General features: G+C 74.3%; 2 protein-coding genes (1 of these 2 only partly in view). Both read right to left on the bottom strand.

Annotated elements, in window-relative coordinates:
* On the bottom strand, positions 1-3277 hold the 5' portion of the coding sequence (locus ACLJQE_RS33845) for an amino acid adenylation domain-containing protein (protein ID WP_410643607.1). Its footprint begins 6596 nt before the window's first position; 3277 of the gene's 9873 nt are visible here — the first part of the coding sequence; the start codon lies at positions 3275-3277; the stop codon falls past the left edge of the window.
* Positions 3274-18195 (bottom strand): amino acid adenylation domain-containing protein, encoded by a 14922-nt coding sequence (locus ACLJQE_RS33840; protein ID WP_410643743.1) that lies wholly within the window; start codon positions 18193-18195, stop codon positions 3274-3276. The genes ACLJQE_RS33845 and ACLJQE_RS33840 overlap by 4 nt, the downstream gene beginning before the upstream one ends.

Below are 18195 nucleotides of genomic sequence, written 5' to 3'. Positions count from 1 at the left end.
GTTCGGCGTAGGTGACGTCCACGCCCGCCGAGCGCAGCGCGATCGCGTCCGGAGTCCGCCGGACCTGTTCGGCGAACCGGGCCTGGATGCTGTCACCCGCGTCTCGCAGGGGTTCCCCGGTGGTGTTCCAGCCGTCGAGGACGCGCCGGGTGCCTTCCTCGCCGAGCAGATCGAGCCGGCTCACCGGGCGGGTGGGATCGGCGACGGCGGATTCGAGCAGGTGCAGCAGCCGCGTCACCAGCGCGTCGGCCGTCTCCGGGTCGAACAGGTCCGCGCTGTACTCCACCGCGCAGGCCAGCTCGTCGCCGTCGGTGGTGAACACGAAACTCAGGTCGAACCGGGACACCCGCCAGGGCTGCGGGTGTTCGGCCACGGCGAGCCCGGGCAGGGGGACGTCCGCGTCCGACCGGGCCTGGACGGTCAGGAAGACCTGGAACAGGGGCTGAACCCCGCGGGACCGGTCCGGGTTGACCGCCTCCACCACGCTGTCGAACGGCACGTCCTGGTTGCCGTACGCGGCCAGGTCCACCGCCCGGACCCGGGCGAGCAGGTCGGTGAAGGCCGGGTCGCCTGCGGTGTTCGTGCGCAGCACCACGGTGTTGACGAAGAACCCGACGAGGTCCTCCAGCGCCTGGTCGGTCCGGCCGGCGACCGGGCTGCCGATCGGGATGTCCGTGCCGGCGCCGTGCCGCGACAGCAGCACGGCCACGGCGGCCTGGAGCACCATGAACAGCGTGACCCGGTGCGCGGCCGCCAGCTCGGTGAGCCGCCGGTGCAGCTTTTCGTCCAGCACGACGCCGGTCGCCCGGCCGCGGCCGCTGGGCACCGCGGGCCGTGGCCGGTCGGTGGGCAGGTCGAGCCGGTCGGGCAGGCCGGCCAGTGCGGTGCGCCAGAACGCCAGCTGGCCACCCGCCAGACTGTCCACATCGGACTCGTCGCCCACCAGGGCGCGTTGCCAGAGCGTGTAGTCCGCGTACTGCACGGGCAGGGAGGCCCACTGCGGAGCCAGCCCGTCGCGACGGGCGGCATACGCCGTCGCGAGGTCCCGCCACAGCTTCGGCATCGACCACCCGTCGCCCGCGATGTGGTGCAGCAGCATGACCAGGACGTGGTCACCGGGCGCGACGCGCACCAGTTCCACCCGGAGCGGGGCGTCGGTGGTGAGGTCGAACTCGTAGGCGGTCACCGCGGCGACGGCGGCGTCGAGGTCCGCTTCGGCGGCCGTCGACACCCGGAACCACGGCGGTGCGGAAAGGACGAGCTGGTACGGCTCGCCGTCGACGTCCGGGAAGACCGTGCGCAGCGACTCGTGCCTGCCGGCGACGTCGGCGAACGCGGCCCGCAGCGCGGCCACGTCCAGTTCGCCGGTCAGGCGCAGGGCATACGGCATCGTGTACGCGGTACCGGCGCCTTCGAGGCGGCGCAGGAACCACAGCCGCCGCTGGGCCGGCGACAACGGGACGCGGTCCGGGCGGGCCGCGGGCCGGACCGGTGGCCGGGGCCGGCCGCCGTGCAGCAGCGCGGCCGCCAGACCGGTCACAGTGGACGTACGGAACACCTGCTGGACCGGGATCTCCACCCCGAAGGCGGATCGGATCCGGCTCACCAGCCGCACGGCGGTCAACGAGTGCCCGCCCAGTGCGAAGAAGTCGTCGTCCGGACCGACCCGGGGCAGGTCCAAGGTCTCGGCGAAGATCCCGCACAGCAGTGCCTGCGGCTCGGTCAGCCCGGTCCGGACCGGCGCCGGGGCCGCCCCGCCCGGCCGCGGCAACGCCGTCCGGTCGATCTTCCCGTTGGGGGACAACGGGAACGCGTCCAGCCGCACGCACACCGACGGCACCATGTAGCCCGGCAGCACGGCCGTCATCCGGTCCCGCACCGCGGCTTCGCCGGCCGCACCGGTGAAGTAGCAGACCAGCCGCTGCTCCCCCGGCCGGTCCTCACGCACCACGGCCACCGCGCCGCCGACAGCGGCCACGGCGGCGGCGGCCGACTCGACGTCGCCCAGTTCGATCCGGTACCCGCGCAGCTTGACCTGGAAGTCGGTCCGGCCGAGGAACTCCAGCAGCCCGGCGCCGGTCCGGCGGGCGAGGTCGCCGGTGCGGTACATCCGCTCCCCCGGAGCGCCGAACGGGTCGGCGACGAAGCGGGACGCCGTCTGCCCCGGCCGGCCGGCGTAGCCGCGGGCGAGCCCGGCCCCGGCGAGGTACAGCTCGCCGCGCACGCCGGGCGGAACCGGGCGCAGCGCGGCGTCCAGGACGTAGCAGCGCATGCCGTCCACCGCCCGGCCGAGCACCGGGTGCTCGTGGTCGGTGACCCGGGCGGCGGTCGCGTGCACGGTGGCCTCGGTCGGGCCGTAGTGGTTGAACACCAACGTCCCCGGCTCCTCCCGCAGCCGCTGCCACAGCGCATCCGGGACGGGTTCGCCGCCCAGGACGGCCACGCGGGGCCGGTGGTCGCCGTCGAAGAGGCCGTGGTCCACCAGCTGCCGGACGAACGACGGGGTGCTGTGCACGAGGTCGATGCCGGCCTCGCGCACGTAGGAGACGCAGGCCTCGGCGTCGTGGCGGACGTGGTCCGGGACGATGTGCAGCTCGTGCCCGGCGAGGAGGGCGAAGACGCCGAAGAAGGACGCGTCGAAGGTCGCCGCGGAGGTCCAGCCCAGCCGCAACGGTCCACCGCCGGGACGGCTCGCGCCGGGGCGGAACAGCCGGCGGCGGTGGTGGTGCCACAACCCGGCCACGGCGCCGTGGCTTACTTCGACCCCCTTCGGTACGCCGGTCGAACCGGACGTGCAGATGACGTAGGCGAGCCGGCCGGGGTGGACCGGGTGGACGGGGCCGGTCTCCACCGGGGCAGTGGCTTCGAGGCCGGGCTCGTCGACCAGGACCAGCCCGGCGTCCCCGGTCTCCAGGCCGTCGACGGCGCCGCTCGTGGTGACCAGCAGCGACGGCCGCAGCTCGGCGAGCGTCGCCTCGATGCGCCGGGTCGGCTGGCCGGGGTCGATCGGGACGAACACCGCACCGGTGCGCAGCACCGCGAACATCGCCACGAAGGCATCGGCGGACCGGGGCAACGCGACGGCGACGAGCCGTTCCGGACCGGCGCCCCGCGCGCCCAGCAGCCCGGCCAGCCGGTCGGTGCGCGCGTCGAGCTCGGCGAAGCTCACCCGGCCCGGACCGGCCACCAAGGCGGTCGCCGCGGGTGTCGCGGCGGCCTGGGCCGCCAGCAGCTCGGCCATGGTGACCAGGCCCGTGGGCTCGTCCTGTCCGGTCACAACCACTCCTCGGCTTCGGTGTCGTCGGGATCGGCCCAGCCGGTCACCATCCGGGCGGCCTCCTCGGGGTCGAGCAGGTCGAACGCGTCGACCCGGCGGTCCGGATCGGCGGCCGCGGCGGCGAGCAGCCGCCTGGTGTAGCGCAGGATCCGCGCCACGGTCTCCGGGTCGAACAGATCGGCGCTGTACTCGGCGGCCAGCTCCAGCCCCTCCGGCGTGCCCTGCCCGGTCATCAGTTCGGTGATGTTGACCAGCAGGTCGAACCGGGCGGTCTCGGCCCGGAAGGGCTGCACGCGGCAGGTCAGCCCGGTCAGCTCCAGCGTGCCCGGGGTCATGCTCAGCAGGTTGATCATCACCTGGAACAGCGGGTGCCGGGCGGGCGTCCGGGGCGGGTTGAGCGCCTCCACGACGTGCTCGAAGGGCGTGTCCTGATGGGCGTACGCGGCGAGATCGGCGACGCGCACCCGGGCCAGCAGTTCCCGGAACGTCGGATTTCCCCGGACATCGGTGCGCAGCACCACGGTGTTGACGAAGAACCCGACCAGCTCTTCGAGTGCCTCGTCCATCCGGCCGGCGACCGGCGAGCCGAGCGGGATGTCCGGCCCGGCACCGAGCCGCGACAGCACGGCGGCGATCCCGGCCTGGAACACCATGAACGGCGTGACGTTCGCTTCGGCGGCCAGCCGCCGCAACGCCTCGTGTTCACCGGCGTCGGTGCGCACGGTCAGCGTGCCGCCGCGGTGGCTCGGCCGGGCCGGGCGCGGCCGGTCGAACGGAAGCGCGAGCTCGACGGGCGAGCCCGCGAGGGTGTCCCGCCAGAAGCCGAGCTGCCCGGTCCGTACCTCCTCGCCGTCGGCCTGCCGGGCGGACAGCAGTTCCCGTTGCCACAGCGCGTAGTCCGCGTACTGGACCGGCAGCGGAGCCCGCTCGGGAGACCGGCCCGCGCACCGGGCGTTGTAGGCCTCGCCGAAGTCGCGGGTCAGCGGGGCCAGCGACGAGCCGTCCCCGGCGATGTGGTGCATCACCAGGACGAACACGTGGTCGGTCGCGGTCAGGCTCAGCAGGCAGGCACGCAGCGGGAGCTCGGCGGCCAGGTCGAAGGGGATCGCGGCGAGGCCGGCCAGGACGTCGTCGAGCTCGTCGGCCGCCACCTCCTGCCTCTGCAACCGCACCCGGGCGGTCGCGGCCGGTTCGACCTCCTGGCACGGTTCCCCGTCGCGTTCGGGGTAGCGGGTGCGCAGCACCTCGTGCCGGGCGAGGAGATCGTTGACCGCGAGCTCCAGTGCCGCCGCGTCCGGCTCGCCGGTCATCCGGACACCCAGTTTGATGTGGTAGTTCGTGCCCTGGGTTTCCAGCCGGTGCAGAAACCAGATCCGGCGCTGGGCGAAGGACAGCGGCACGACGCCGGGGCGGGGGGACGGCACGAGCGGCGGACGGCGCGGGCCGCAGCCCGGCAGCACCGCGGCCAGCCCGGCGACCGTCGGGTGCTCGAAGACGCTGCGGACCGACACCTCCACCCCCAGCACCTCGCGCATCCGGCTGACCAGCCGGGTGACGAGGAGCGAGTGACCGCCCAGCTCGAAGAACGCGTCATCCGGCGCGACCTCGGGCACGTCGAGCACTTCGGCGAACAGCCCGCACAGGATGCGTTCCCGGTCGCCGCGCGCCGGACGGCGACCGGACGGCCGGACCTCGGGCGCGGGCAGAGCCCGGTAGTCGATCTTGCCGCTGCGGGTCAGCGGGATCCGGTCCAGGACCGAGACCACGGACGGCACGAGGTGCATCGGCACCCGCCCGGTGAGCGTCCGGCGCAGCTCGCCCGGATCGAGTACCACTCCGGCCTCGGGCGCCACGTACGCGACCAGCCGCAGCCCGCCGTCCGGATCGGGCCGACCGGTCACCGCCGCCGAGGCCACCCCGGCCAGCGCCCGCAGGTGGTGTTCGACCTCGCCGGGTTCGATGCGGAACCCGCGGATCTTGAGCTGGGAGTCCGCGCGCCCGACGAACTCGAGCACGCCGTCGGGCCGCCACCGGGCCAGGTCGCCGGTGCGGTACATCCGCTCCCCCGGTGCGCCGTGCGTCGCCGCCACGAACCGCTCCGCGGTCAGCGCGGGCCGGTCGCGGTAGCCGCGGGCCAGCTGGGCGCCCGAGAGGTACAGCTCACCGGCCACCCCGGGTGCCACCGGCCGCAACGCGGCGTCCAGCACGTGCAGCCCGGTGTTCCAGGCCGGCCTGCCCAGCGGCGTGGTGTGGCCCGGTGGCTCGTCGGCGACCCGCCACTCGGTCACGTCGATCGCCGCTTCGGTGGGGCCGTACAGGTTGTACAGCGGTGCGTCCAGGACCTTCCCGGCGGTGGCGGCCAGCTCCGGCGGAAGGGCCTCGCCGCTGCACAAGACCCGGCGCAGCACCGATCCCAGGCCCTCCGCGGCCGGTTCCGCCACGAAGGAGCGCAGCATCGACGGGACGAAGTGGACGGTGGTCACCCCGGCCGACCGGACCAGCGCCGCCAGGTAGGCGGGATCCCGCTGGCCACCCGGGCGGGCCACCACCACGGCGGCTCCCGTGACCAGCGGCCAGAGGAACTCCCAGACCGACACGTCGAACCCGGCTGAGGTCTTCTGCAGCACCCGGTCCCGCGGACCGAGGCCGTGCCGGTCCTGTGTCCACAGCAGCCGGTTGACCAGCGCCCGGTGCCCGACGAGCACGCCCTTGGGCCGCCCGGTCGACCCGGACGTGTAGATCAGGTAGGCGGGCGATTCCGGCCGCACCGGGGCCGCCGGCCGGCGGGCGGGCAACGCGGCGACGTCCCGCATCGTCACCGCGGGCCGGCCGAGGGGTTCCTCGGCCAGGGTCAGCACCGGCCGCGCGTCGTCGAGCAGCCGGGCGATCCGGTCGGCCGGCTGCTCGGGATCGATCGGCAGGTAGGCGGCACCGGCCTTGAGCACGCCCACGATCGCCACCACCAGGTCCACCGAGCGCGGCAGGACGATCGCCACCACGTCCTCGGCGCCGATCCCGCGGCCGGCGAGCAGACCGGCCACCCGGTCCGACTCGGTGTGCAGCCGCGCGTAGTCGAGGGTCCGGTCCTCGCCGATCACGGCGGGGGCGGCCGGGGTGGCCGTGGCCTGCCGGTCCAGCAGCTCCACCACCGTGCCCGCGCCCAGCGGACGGGCCGTGCCGTGCGGCGTGGCGGCGGCGACCAGGGCACGGTCGGCCTCGCCGAGGATCTCCACGACGCCGATCCGGCCGGTGGGGTCGGCGGCCACGCCGGCCAGGAACCGGCGGAAGCAGCCGACGATCCGCTCCGCGGTCGCCCGGTCGAACAGGTCCGTGCTGTACTCGACGAGGATCTCCAGCCCGGCCGGTTCACCCTCTTCGTCGTGCGTCTCGGCCATGGACAGCAGCAGGTCGAACTTCGCCGCGCCGGGCTGGCCGGGCTGCTCGCGAACGTCCAGGCCCGGCACTTCGAGCCGGCTCTCGGTCATGTTCTGCAGGACGAGCATGACCTGGAACAGCGGGTGCCGGGACAGCGACCGCTCCGGGTTGACCACCTCCACCAGCCGCTCGAACGGGATGTCCTGGTGGGCGTAGGCGGCCAGGTCGGTTTCCCGGACGCGGGCCACGAGCTCGGCGAACCGGGGGTCGCCGGAGGTGTCCGTGCGCAGCACGAGCGTGTTGACGAAGAACCCGACCAGCTCGTCCATGGCCTCGTCGGTGCGGCCGGCGATCAGGCTGCCGAGCGGGATGTCGGTACCCGCACCCAGCCGGGTCAGCAACGCGGACAACGCGGCCTGAAGCACCATGAAGAGCGTGGCGTCCAGGCGACGGGTCAGCGCCAGCAGGCCGCGGTGCACGTCGGCCGGGACGATCTGCTGGAACAGCTCGCCGCGATGGCTCGCCACCGCAGGCCGGGGCCGGTCGAACGGCAGCGCCAGCTCGGCCGGCAGACCGGCGAGCTGCGTGCGCCAGTAGCGGAACTGGCGGGCCAGCGCACTGTGTTCGCTCTCCTCGTCGCCGAGGATCTCGCGCTGCCAGAGCGTGTAGTCCACGTACTGCACCGGCAGATCGGACCATTGTGGACGGTCACCGGCGGACCTGACGGTGTAGGCCTCGGCCAGGTCGCGGGCCAGCGGGGTCAGCGACCAGCCGTCCCCGGCGATGTGGTGCACCACCAGGGAAAGCAGGTGCCGCTCGGGGCCGATCCGGTAGAGCACGGCCGACAGCGGGATCTCGGACTCCAGGCGGAAGGTGTGCCGGGCGTCCGCGGCGATCACGGCGTCGATCCCGTCCTCGGCCAGCGGACGCACCGGCAGGGCGGGCCGCGCCTCGGCGGCCTCGAGCACCCGCTGCCAGGGTTCGCCGTCCTCGGCGGGGAAGACCGTGCGCAGCGACTCGTGCCGGTCGGTCAGGTCGCCGAGGGCGGCGCGCAGCGCGTCGACGTCCAGTGCGCCGGTCAGGTGCAGGAACGTCGGCAGGTTGTAGGTCGCGCTCGGCCCTTCCATGCGGTGCAGGAACCACAGCCGCCGCTGCGCGAACGACAGGGGCGGCCGGGCCGGCCGCGGCCGGGCGGCCAGCGGCGGCCGTTCGGCCGCGCCCGCCGTGGCCAGTGCCTTGGCCAGCTTGGCCACCGACGGGTGCTGGAAGATCGTCCGGATCGGCGCCTCCACCCCGAGCACGGAGCGGATCCGGCTGGTCAGGCGGGTGGCCAGCAGCGAGTGCCCGCCGATGTCGAAGAAGCTGTCGGTCAGGCCCACCCGGGGCACGCCGAGCACCTCCGCGAACAGCTCGCCGAGGATCTGCTCGGTCGGCGACCGGGGCGCGCGGTCCGCCGCGTCGGCACCGTGGTGCGGTTCGGGCAGCCGGGCCCGGTCGAGCTTGCCGGTCGGCCCGATCGGCAGCGCGGACAGCACCACCACGGCCGACGGGACCATGTACCCGGGCAGCCGGGCGCCGAGGTGACGGCGCAGGGCCGACCTCAGCTGCCGGTCCCCCGGCGCGCCGGCCGGTTCGGCGGCCCACGCGGTCACTTCGCTGCCGGCGGTGTCCCCGGCGTACACACCGGTGATGCCGGGACCGCCGAGCAGCACGTCGTACCGGCCCGCGGTGGGCGACGGGGTGAGCACGCAGTGGTAGCCCGCGCCCGTGACCACCGCGGTGAGGTCGTCGTGGGCGACCCCGGCGCGGCTGTCCAGCGCCCGGACGGCCGAGGCAGGCTCACCCGCGTCGAGCAGGTCGCTCGCGGCGATCGGGCCGGCCAGCCGCGGGTCGGGCAGGCCGGTGACGCGCAGGCTTGCCGGACGACGTTCGCCCAGCACGGCAGCCAGCTCGTCCAGCGTCCGGACGTCCCTGTCCCACCCCATTTCGGGGTGGGCGGACGGGGCGGCACCGGCGTCGTCGTGCAGGATGACGTCGTAGCGGTAGCGGCTGAGCTCGTTGACGTAGCCGCCGTCCTTGAGCCGGATGTCCACCGGGCCGAAACCCGGCGTCCGGTCCGCGAAGAGCGTGAAGAACTCGGGATCCAGCAGCAGTTCCCGGTCCTGGGTGGTCCGGCGGGTCGCCGCCTGCCGGATCGCGTGCGGGTCGGTCCCGGGCCGCTGCCCGCGCAGCTCGATCTCCGTGTGCAGCAGTGCGGCCCAGCGCCGGCCGCGGATGTCCCCGAGCACGATCCGGCCGCCCGGAGCGAGCTTGCCCGCGAGGTTCACCAGGACTTCGGTGAGGTGGGCGACGCTGGGGAAGTACTGGACGACGGAGTTGAGCACGATCGTGTCGAACCACCGGTCCGGCAGGCCGTCCACGTCGGCGGCGGCCTGGACCCGCAGCCGCACCCGGCCGTCCAGGTCCGGGCGCTCGCCGACCTGGCGGGCGAGCCGGTCGATCACGACGGCCGAGAAGTCGGTCGCCCAGTACTCGTCGCACTCGGCGGCGAGCGGCGCGAGCAGCAGGCCGGAGCCGACACCCACCTCCAGGACCCGCCGCGGCCGCAGCTCGCGCAGCCGGTCCACCGTGGCCGCCCGCCAGGCCAGCATGTCCGCCCGGTCGAACGGCAATCCGTCCACAGTGGACACCCAGCCGGTGAAGTCGGCGCCGAACTCCTCGCCGCCGCCGGTGTAGAGGGCGTCATAGGTGTCACGCCAGTCGTCGACCCGCTCGCCGTCCAGCGTCGCTTCCCGTTCGTCCGCCCCGGCCACGGCGTAGGCGACCAGTTCGACGTCGCCCGCCGGGTCCGGGCGGGCGAGGACCACCGCGTCGGTGACCACCGGGTGCTCCAGCAGGGCCGCCTCGATCTCGCCGAGCTCGATCCGGTGTCCCCGCACCTTGACCTGGTGGTCTGCCCGGCCGAGGAACTCCAGGTCACCACCCTGCCAGCGCACCAGGTCCCCGGTCCGGTACATGCGGGCCCCCGGGGGGCCGTACGGGTCGGCCACGAACCGGTGGGAGGTGAGCGCGGCCCGGTCGTGGTAGCCGCGCGCCACCCCGGTGCCACCGAGGTACAGCTCTCCCGGCACCCCGGCCGGGACCGGGCGCAGGTCCGGGTCCAGCACGTAACAGCGGCGGTTGGCGATCGGGGCGCCGATGGGCGGTGCGCCCGCCGGATCGTCGCCCGACCACGCCGTCGCGTACACCGTGGACTCGGTCGGGCCGTAGATGTTGCACACCCGGGCGCCCGGCAGGCGGCGGCGAGTTTCCTCCCAGCCGCTCCGGGTCAGCGCGTCACCGGCGAACACCACCGTCCGGGCGTCCACGCGCACGGCCTCGTGCCGCAGGACCGGCAGGGCGGCCGCGGAGACGCCGGAGAGCAGGGAGCCGGACCACGGCCGTTCCACCAGTGCCAGCAGGTCGGCGACCAGGTCGACGGTGCCCCCCGTGGCGAGCGTGCCGAACAGTTCGAACACCGACACGTCGAAGCTCAGCGACGTCGAAGCGAGCACGCGGCTCATCACGCCGGCGCCGAGCTCTCCGGTGACCCAGGCCAGCAGGCCGGCCGCGTTCTCGTGGGTCACCACGACACCCTTGGGCGTGCCGGTCGACCCGGACGTGTAGATCATGTAAGCGGCGTTCGACCCCGCCGGCCCGGCCCGCTCGGCGTCGGTGAGGCCGGTACCGGGAAGCCCGCTCAGGTCGGGCAGTTCCGTGAGCACGCACAGCGGACGGGCGTCGGCGGTCATGAACGCAAGCCGGTCCGCCGGGTAGGCCGGGTCCAGCGGGACGTACGCGGCACCGGCCTTCAGCACCCCGAGCACGGCCGCGAGCAGGTCGCACGTGCGGGGCATGGCGATGCCCACGAACCGCTCGGGACCCGCGCCACGGGCCACGAGCCAGCGGGCGACCCGGTTGGCGCGGGTGTTCAGCTCGTCGTAGGTCAGCCGCGAAACCCCGTCGGTGACGGCGATCCGGTCCTTCCCCGCGGCCACGGACGCCTCGAACCATCCGTGGAGCGTGGGGTGCCCGGCCGGGATGTGCGCCCCGATGCCGGCCTCGAGCATTGCCGCGCGCTCGGTGTCGTCGGTGATCGGAAGCCGGGCGACGGTCACGCCCGGGTCGGCCGTGACCGCGGCGAGGACCCGTTCCCAGCGAGCCAGGACGGCACGGACGGTGCCGGGGTCGAACAGGTCCGTGCTGTACTCGACCGCGCAGTGCAGGCCGCCGGCCTCCGGGCGCTCGGACACGCTGACGAACAGGTCGAACCGGCTGACCCCGGCGCCGGTGAGCTCGGTGCCGATCTCCAGCCCCGGCAGGGCGAACGGCTCCTCGGCGGTGTTCTGCAACGCGAGCATCACCTGGAACAGCGGGTGCCGCGACAGCGACCGCTCCGGGTTCACCAGCTCCACCAGGTGCTCGAACGGCACGTTCTGGTGGTCGTAGGCGGCCAGGCTGGTCTCCCGGACCCGGGCCAGCAGCTGCTCGAACGAGGGATCGCCGTCGGTGTCGACCCGCAGCACGACCGTGTTGACGAACATCCCGACGAGGTCGTCCAGTGCCTCGTCGGCCCGGCCGGCGATCGGGCTGCCCAGCGGGATGTCGGTGCCGGCGCCCAGCCTCGTCAGGGTGGCCGCGAGCGCGGCCTGCAGGACCATGAACAGCGTGACGTCGCACCGGCGCGCCAGCGCGGCGACTGCCCGGTGCAGGCCGGCAGGCACGTCGAACTCCAGGAACGCGCCCCGGTTGCCGGCCACGGCCGGCCGGGGACGGTCGGCGGGCAGGGCGAGCTGCTCGGGCAGCCCGGCCAGGGTGCGCACCCAGAACGCGACCTCGCGGTTCCACACGCTGTCCTGGTCGTCCTGGTCGCCGGCGATCTCCCGCTGCCACAGGGTGTAGTCGGCGTACCGAACCTCAAGCTCGCTCCACTGTGGACTCTCACCGGCGAGGCGGGCGGTGTAGGCACGGCCGAGATCCTTGGCGAGCGGGCCGAGTGACCAGCCGTCCGCGGCGATGTGGTGCAGGACCAGCACGAGCGTGTGCCGCTGTGGCGCGGTGACGAGCAGGCGCGCATGCCACGGCAGCGTCGTCATGACGTCGAACGGCTGCCGCACGACCTCGTCGACGGCCTCGGCACGCCGTTCCTCGTCGACCTCGACGACCTCCAGGGCCTGCCAGTCCGCCGCCAGGTCGACGACCACCTGCTCGGGCGAACCGTCACCCGCCGGGTAGATCGTGCGCAACGGCTCGTGCCGCTGCACGACGTCCCGCAGGGCGGCGGTGAGCGCCGCCCGGTCGAGGGGGCCGTCGATGGTCAGCACCAGCGGCATGTTGTAGGTGGCGCTGGGGCCTTCCAGGTGGTTGAGGAACCACAGCCGGCGCTGGGCGAACGACAGGGGGAGCCGTTCGGGGACCGCGACCCGGCGCAGGGGCGGGACGCGGCGGCGGCCGTCGTCGTCGAGGCGCCGCGCGAGCGCGGCGGGTGCCGGTGCGTCGAACACCGACCGCACCGGCAGGTCCGTGCCGAACACGGACCGGACCCGGCTCAGCAACCGGCTCACCAGCAGCGAATGCCCGCCCAGCGCGAAGAACCCGTCGTCGGGGGCGACCGACGGGATGCCCAGTACCTCGGCGTAGAGGCCGCAGAGGATCTCCACCCGGGCGTCACGGGGTCCGTGGCCGGGTGCCTCGGACACCACGGCGGGCAGCGCGGCCCGATCCAGCTTGCCGCTGACCCGCGACCTCGGCAGGTCGTCGAGGACCACGAGCGTGGCGGGCACCAGGTTCGCCGGCAGCCGCTCGGCCGCGTGGTCCCGTACGGCGTCGAGGTCCACGCCGCCGGCCGCCGCGACCACGAACCCGGCCAGGATCGGCGTCCCGGCGGCGGATTCCCGGACCGCCACGGCGGCGCGGGCCACGTCCGGGTGACCGGCCAGCACGCCCTCGACCTCGCCCGGCTCGACCCGGACGCCGAGCAGCTGCACCTGGTCGTCGGCCCGGCCGACGTAGTCGAGGGCACCGTCGTCGGTCCACCGGGCGAGGTCGCCGGTGCGGTACATCCGCGTCCCGGGCGGACCGTAGGGATCGGCGACGAACCGTTCGGCGGTCCGGCCCGGCTGCCGGTGGTACCCCAGGGCGACCCCGGCCCCGGCGACGTACAGCTCGCCCGGCACACCGATGTCCACCGGCTCGAGGTCCTCGTCGAGCAGGTAGCAGCGAACACCCGCCATCGGCCTGCCGATCAGCGGTTTCCCGCCGCCGGCGAGCACGTGGGCACAGGTGTCCACAGTGGCCTCGGTGGGGCCGTACATGTTCACGAACGTGATGCCGGACCAGGCACCCAGCCGGGCCCACAGGGACGCGCTCGTCGCCTCTCCCCCGAGGACGACGACGGCCGGCCGTCGCTCGCCGTCGAGCAGCCCGGCCTCCAGCAGCCGGTCGATGTACGACGGGGTGACGTCGATGACGTCGAGAGCGTGATCGGCGGCGAACGCCGCGAACGCGTCCGGGTCGGCGCGCGTTTCCTCGTCGACGATGCGGAGTTCGTGGCCGTGGAACAGCCACATGAACCCGTCCCACGCGCCGTCGAAGGACCAGGACGCCACATGGGCCACGCGAGCGTGCTCTTTCCCCGCCAGCCGCACGACGTCGCGATAGCCGTCGAACAAGTTCACCAAGGCGGCCTGGGTGACCACGACCCCCTTGGGCAGCCCGGTCGACCCGGACGTGTAGGTGACGTAGGCAACCTGCCCCGGCTCCGGAACCACGCTCACCGCGGAGCCTGCCGCGTCCGGTCCCAGCACCGGGATGTCCGCACCGGACAGGTGACGCCCGGTTTCCGCGGTGGCCACGGCGAGTGCCACCGCGGCATCGGCGAGCACGTGCGCCGTCCGTCGCGACGGCTGCGCCGGGTCGACGGCGACATAACCTGCACCGGTCCGGAAGACCGCCAGCACGGCGACGACGAAATCGGCCGTGCGCGGCAGTACCAGCCCGACCAGTGCGCCCGGCCGGGCCCCCGCCTCCGCCAGGGCACCGGCCAGCCGGCGGGATTCGCGGTCCAGGTCGGCGAAGGTGAGCGTGCCGGCGCCGTCGACCACGGCGGCGGCGCCGGGAGTGCGGGCGACCTGGGCGTCGAAGACCTCGAGCATCGTGGCCTGGCGCGCCTCGGTGGCCGTGTCGTTCCAGTCGCCGAAGATCCGCGCGCGAGTCCGTTCGTCCGGCCGGACCAGCCGCCCGACCGGGACGTCCGGGTCGGCCGCCACCGATTCCAGCGTCGCCGCCAGCGCGGACAGCAGCCGGTCGATCGTCGCCGGGTCGAACAGGGCCGCGTCGTACTCGACCGCCGACCGGATCGTGCCGTCCGGCTCCTCGGTGAGGTCGAAGGACAGGTCCAGTTCGGTCGTGCCCTGGCCGAGCGGTTCCCCGTCGCACCTCGGGCCGCCGAAGTCCAGCACGGGCGGCGCGGTGTTCTGCATGGTCAGCATGACCTGGAACAGCGGGTGCCGTCCGACCGAGCGGACCGGGTTGAGGCGTTCCACCAGGCGTTCGAACGGCACGTCCTGGTGCGCGTAGGCGGCCACGTCCTGTTCCCGGACCCGGACCAGCAGGTCCCGGAACGACCCCGCACCTCGCAGGTCCGTCCGCAGCACGAGCGTGTTGACGAAGCACCCCACCAGCCCGGCCAGCGCGTCGTCGTCGCGACCGGCGACCACGGTCCCGATCGGGATGTCCGTGCCTGCCCCGTACCTGCGCAGTACCACCGCGAGGGCCGCGCGGAACACCATGAACGGGGTCGCCCCCGCTTCCCGGGCCACGGCGGCGATCCGGCGGCCCAGTGCGGGTGCGAAGGTCTGCGAGGTCGTCGCGGAGGAGAAGGTGCCGCGGGGGCGGTCCACCGGCAGCGCGAGTTCCGTGGGCAGGTCGGCCAGCTCGCGTTCCCAGTAGGCCAGCTGCCGCGAGATCAGCGACGCCGGGTCGTCTTCGGAACCCAGCCGGTCCCGTTGCCAGAGCGCGTAGTCGGCGAACTGAACCGGCAGCGGCGCCCAGGCCGGTGCCCGGCCGGCGAGCCGGGCGCGGTAGGCGGTGCTCAGGTCGGTCGCGAGAATTCCCGCCGACCAGCCGTCGCTCACCACGTGGTGGGTCACCAGGAGCAGCACGTGGACATCCGGGCCGAGCGCGAACAGAGCGGCGTCGAAGGCGGGTTCCGCCGCCAGGTCGAACCGCCGGTCGGCCGCCTCCCGCAGGGCGTCGGGCAACCCGGACTCGTCGATGTCGACGGGGGTCGGCGCGATCGGGGCGGGCGGGTGGACCCGCTGGCCGGGCACGCCTTCCTCGGCCGGGAAGGTCGTCCGCAGGATCTCGTGCCGGGCCACGACATCCGCGAGGGCGGCGCGCAGTGAGCCCACGTCGAGCCCGCCGGCGATCCGGAAGGCGACGGACGAGTTCCGCGGGCGGGCTTCCGGGGTGAGGCCGTGCACGAACCACAGCCCGTTCTGCCCCGCGGACAGCGGGATCCGGGCCGGCCGCGGCCGCGGCCGCACCGGCAGCCGGGCGGGCGCCGCGGTCTCCAGAGCCGCGGCCAGGCCCGCCACGGTCGGCGTCGCGAAGACCTGGCGGAGCTCGGTTTCCACGGTCAGGGCCGTCCGGATGCGCGCCACGAGCCGGCTCGCCAGCAGGGAATGACCGCCGAGCTCGAAGAAGTCGTCGTGGATGCCCACCGTGCCGAGGCCGAGCAGATCGGCGAACAGGCCCGCCAGCGTCTTCTCGCGCGCGGTCCGCGGCGCGACGCCCGCACCGGCGGTGAAGTCCGGCGCGGGCAACGCCTCGACGTCGATCTTCCCGTTGGCGTGGCGGGGGAAATCGTCCACGGCGACGATCGCGGTGGGCACGAGGTGTGCGGGCAGCGTCCTGCGCAGGTGGTCCAGCAGCGAGGGCAGTGGCTGGTCGCCGTCCGGGAGGACGTAGCCGACGAGGAACCGGCCGCGCACACCGTCGGTTCGCGGGAGCACCACCGCCTGCCGGACCCGGGGGTGGCGGGCCAGCGCGGCTTCGATCTCGCCGGGCTCCACCCGGACACCGCGGATCTTCACCTGCGTGTCCGCCCGGCCGACGTAGGTCAACCGGCCGTCGGCGGTCCGGCGCACCAGGTCGCCGGTGCGGTACATCCGCCCGCCCGGGCAGGCGACGAACCGCGTGGCCGTCTCCGCCGGGGCCCCGGCGTATCCCCGGGCCACCCCGGCCCCGGTGAGGTACAGCTCTCCCACCACGCCGACGGGGACCGGTCGCAGCGCCCGGTCCAGCACCCGGAGCCCGGTCCCGGGCACGCTGTCGCCGAGCGGGGGAACCCGGTGCCCCGTCACGGGTTCGCTGATCGTGGCCATCACGGTGGCCTCGGTCGGGCCGTAGGCGTTGTGCAGCCGGACGTGCTCGCCCCAGTAACCGGCGAGCTGCGGGTCACAGGGCTCGCCGCCGAGGACGACCACGCGCAGCGTCGTCGGTTTCGCCCGGGGCATCGTCGCGAACACCAGCGGGGTCAGCTGGACGTGGGTGATCGCGTGGTCGGTCAGCTCGGCCGCGAGATCGGCGCCGGTCAGTGCCCGGCGGCGCGGCAGGACCAGGGTGGCGCCGCTGAGCAACGCCAGGCACATGTCGGCGACGGCGACGTCGAACATCGGCGGGACCCAGTGCAGGATGCGTCCGCCGGGCCCGACCGGCAGCGCGGCGGGCAGGGCGGCGATACCGGTGTGCCGGACCAGGACCGGCTTCGGTTCTCCGGTGGACCCGGACGTGAAGATCAGGTAGGCGGCATTGTCCGGCCGGAGTGCCGGTTCGACCGGCTCGGCCGGCTCGTCGGGGGCCATGGCCTCGGCCGGATCGAGGACGGGCACGGCCAACCCGGTCTCCGGGCCGACCAGCAGGACCGGACGCGCGATGGCCACGAGAACCCGCAGCCGGTCGGCGGGCAGTTCGGGGTCCAGCGGCAGGTAGACGGCGCCGGCCTTGAGCACGCCCAGGAACGTGACCACCGATTCGACGGACGGCGGGAGCAGGACCCCCACCACGTCTTCGGGACCGATCCCGCGCTCGGCCAACCGACGGGCGACCCGGCCGGCACGCCGGTCCACCTCCACGTAGCGGAGGCGGATTCCCCCGGCCTCCAGGGCGATGGCGTCCGGGGTGCGCGCAACCTGCCGGGCGAACAGGTCCGGCAGCACCGCCGCCGCGAGTTCGGCCGGAGCCGTGCCGACCTCGTCGGCCAGCTCCAGCGCGCCGACCGCGCGGCCGGGGTGCTCGAGCGCGCCCAGGGTGAGCGAGATCCAGTCCCGGGCCAGCCGGGCGACGGTCGTCTCGTCGAAGAGATCGGCGCGGTACTGCACCTCCAGGAACCAGGTCCCGCCGGTGTGGATCTGCCAGCTGAGGTCGGTCTTCGCGGCGCGGCGGTCCAGGATCACCTCGGTCGGCCGGGCCGCACCGAACCGGACGTCCCCGGCCGTGTCCTCCTCGACACCGAACACGACCTGCGCCGGCGGGCCGCCCGCGCCGTCCCCGGTCAGCCGCACCAGCTCCCGCAGCGCCCCGTGCTGGTGGTCGATCGCGGTCCACGTGGTCTCCGCGACCTGGGCGCGCAGTTCGTCGAAAGCCGGGTTCGCGCCGAGGTCCACCCGGATCGGCACGACGTTGGTCAGCAGGCCGACGACCGGCTCCAGGTCCGGGCGGACACGCGCACCGACCGCCGCGCCGATGAGCAGGTCGGTCTGTGCCGTGTACCGGGACAGTGTCACGGCCAGCGAGGCGAGGAGCGTGACGAACGGGCTTTTCTCGCCGTAGCCGTCGCGGACCGCGTTCCGCAGCCGGTCCGGGAGTACGCACCGGAAGGTGTTCCCGGCGGCGGACGGCGACGCCGTGCGCGGACGGTCCGCCGGCAGCTCGAGCCGGCCCGGGGCGTCCTGGAGCGCGCTCGCCCAGTAGTCGTCCACGGCCACGGGAGCCTGGTCGGGCCAGGGGACGACCGGCAGTGGCGTGTCGCCGCCGGTCGTGAGGTCGGTGTACCGGCCGGCGACCGCGCGCAGGAGCAGGCCCAGCGACGCGCCGTCGAAGGCGATGTGATGGGCGACGACCGCGAGCAACGCCCGCTCGCCCGGCAGCGTGGCCAGGCCGATCCGGATCGGCGGTTCGGCCGCCAGGTCCATCGGACGCCGGGCCAGGGCCTCGGCCCAGTCGAGCGCGTCGCGGTCGGCGTCGAAGTCCGCCCGGGCGAAGGGCAGCACCGGATCGGCGGTCACGGTCCGGCGCGGTTCACCGCCGCCGTCATCGGTGAACCGCGAACGGAGCATCTCGTGCGCGGCCACGAACTCGGTCAGTGCCTGCCGGAGCAGGTCGACGTCGAGTTTCCCGGCCACCCAGTAGCCGGTGGCCATGAGGTAGGCGGCCGTGCCCGGGTTGGCCTGCTCGAACAGCCAGACGTCCCGCTGGGCTTCGCCGAGGCCGTTCGCACGCAT

The organism is Amycolatopsis sp. lyj-346, from assembly GCF_046548975.1.
GTDB lineage: Bacteria > Actinomycetota > Actinomycetes > Mycobacteriales > Pseudonocardiaceae > Amycolatopsis.
The sequence above is the reverse complement of the archived record's forward strand: the minus strand, read 5'-3'. Positions and strand labels throughout refer to the sequence as shown.

Excerpts from the sequence above, each read along its gene's own strand:
- ACLJQE_RS33840 (WP_410643743.1), bottom strand. The coding sequence starts at position 18,195 with ATGCGTGCGAACGGCCTCGGCGAAGCCCAGCGGGACGTCTGGCTGTTC.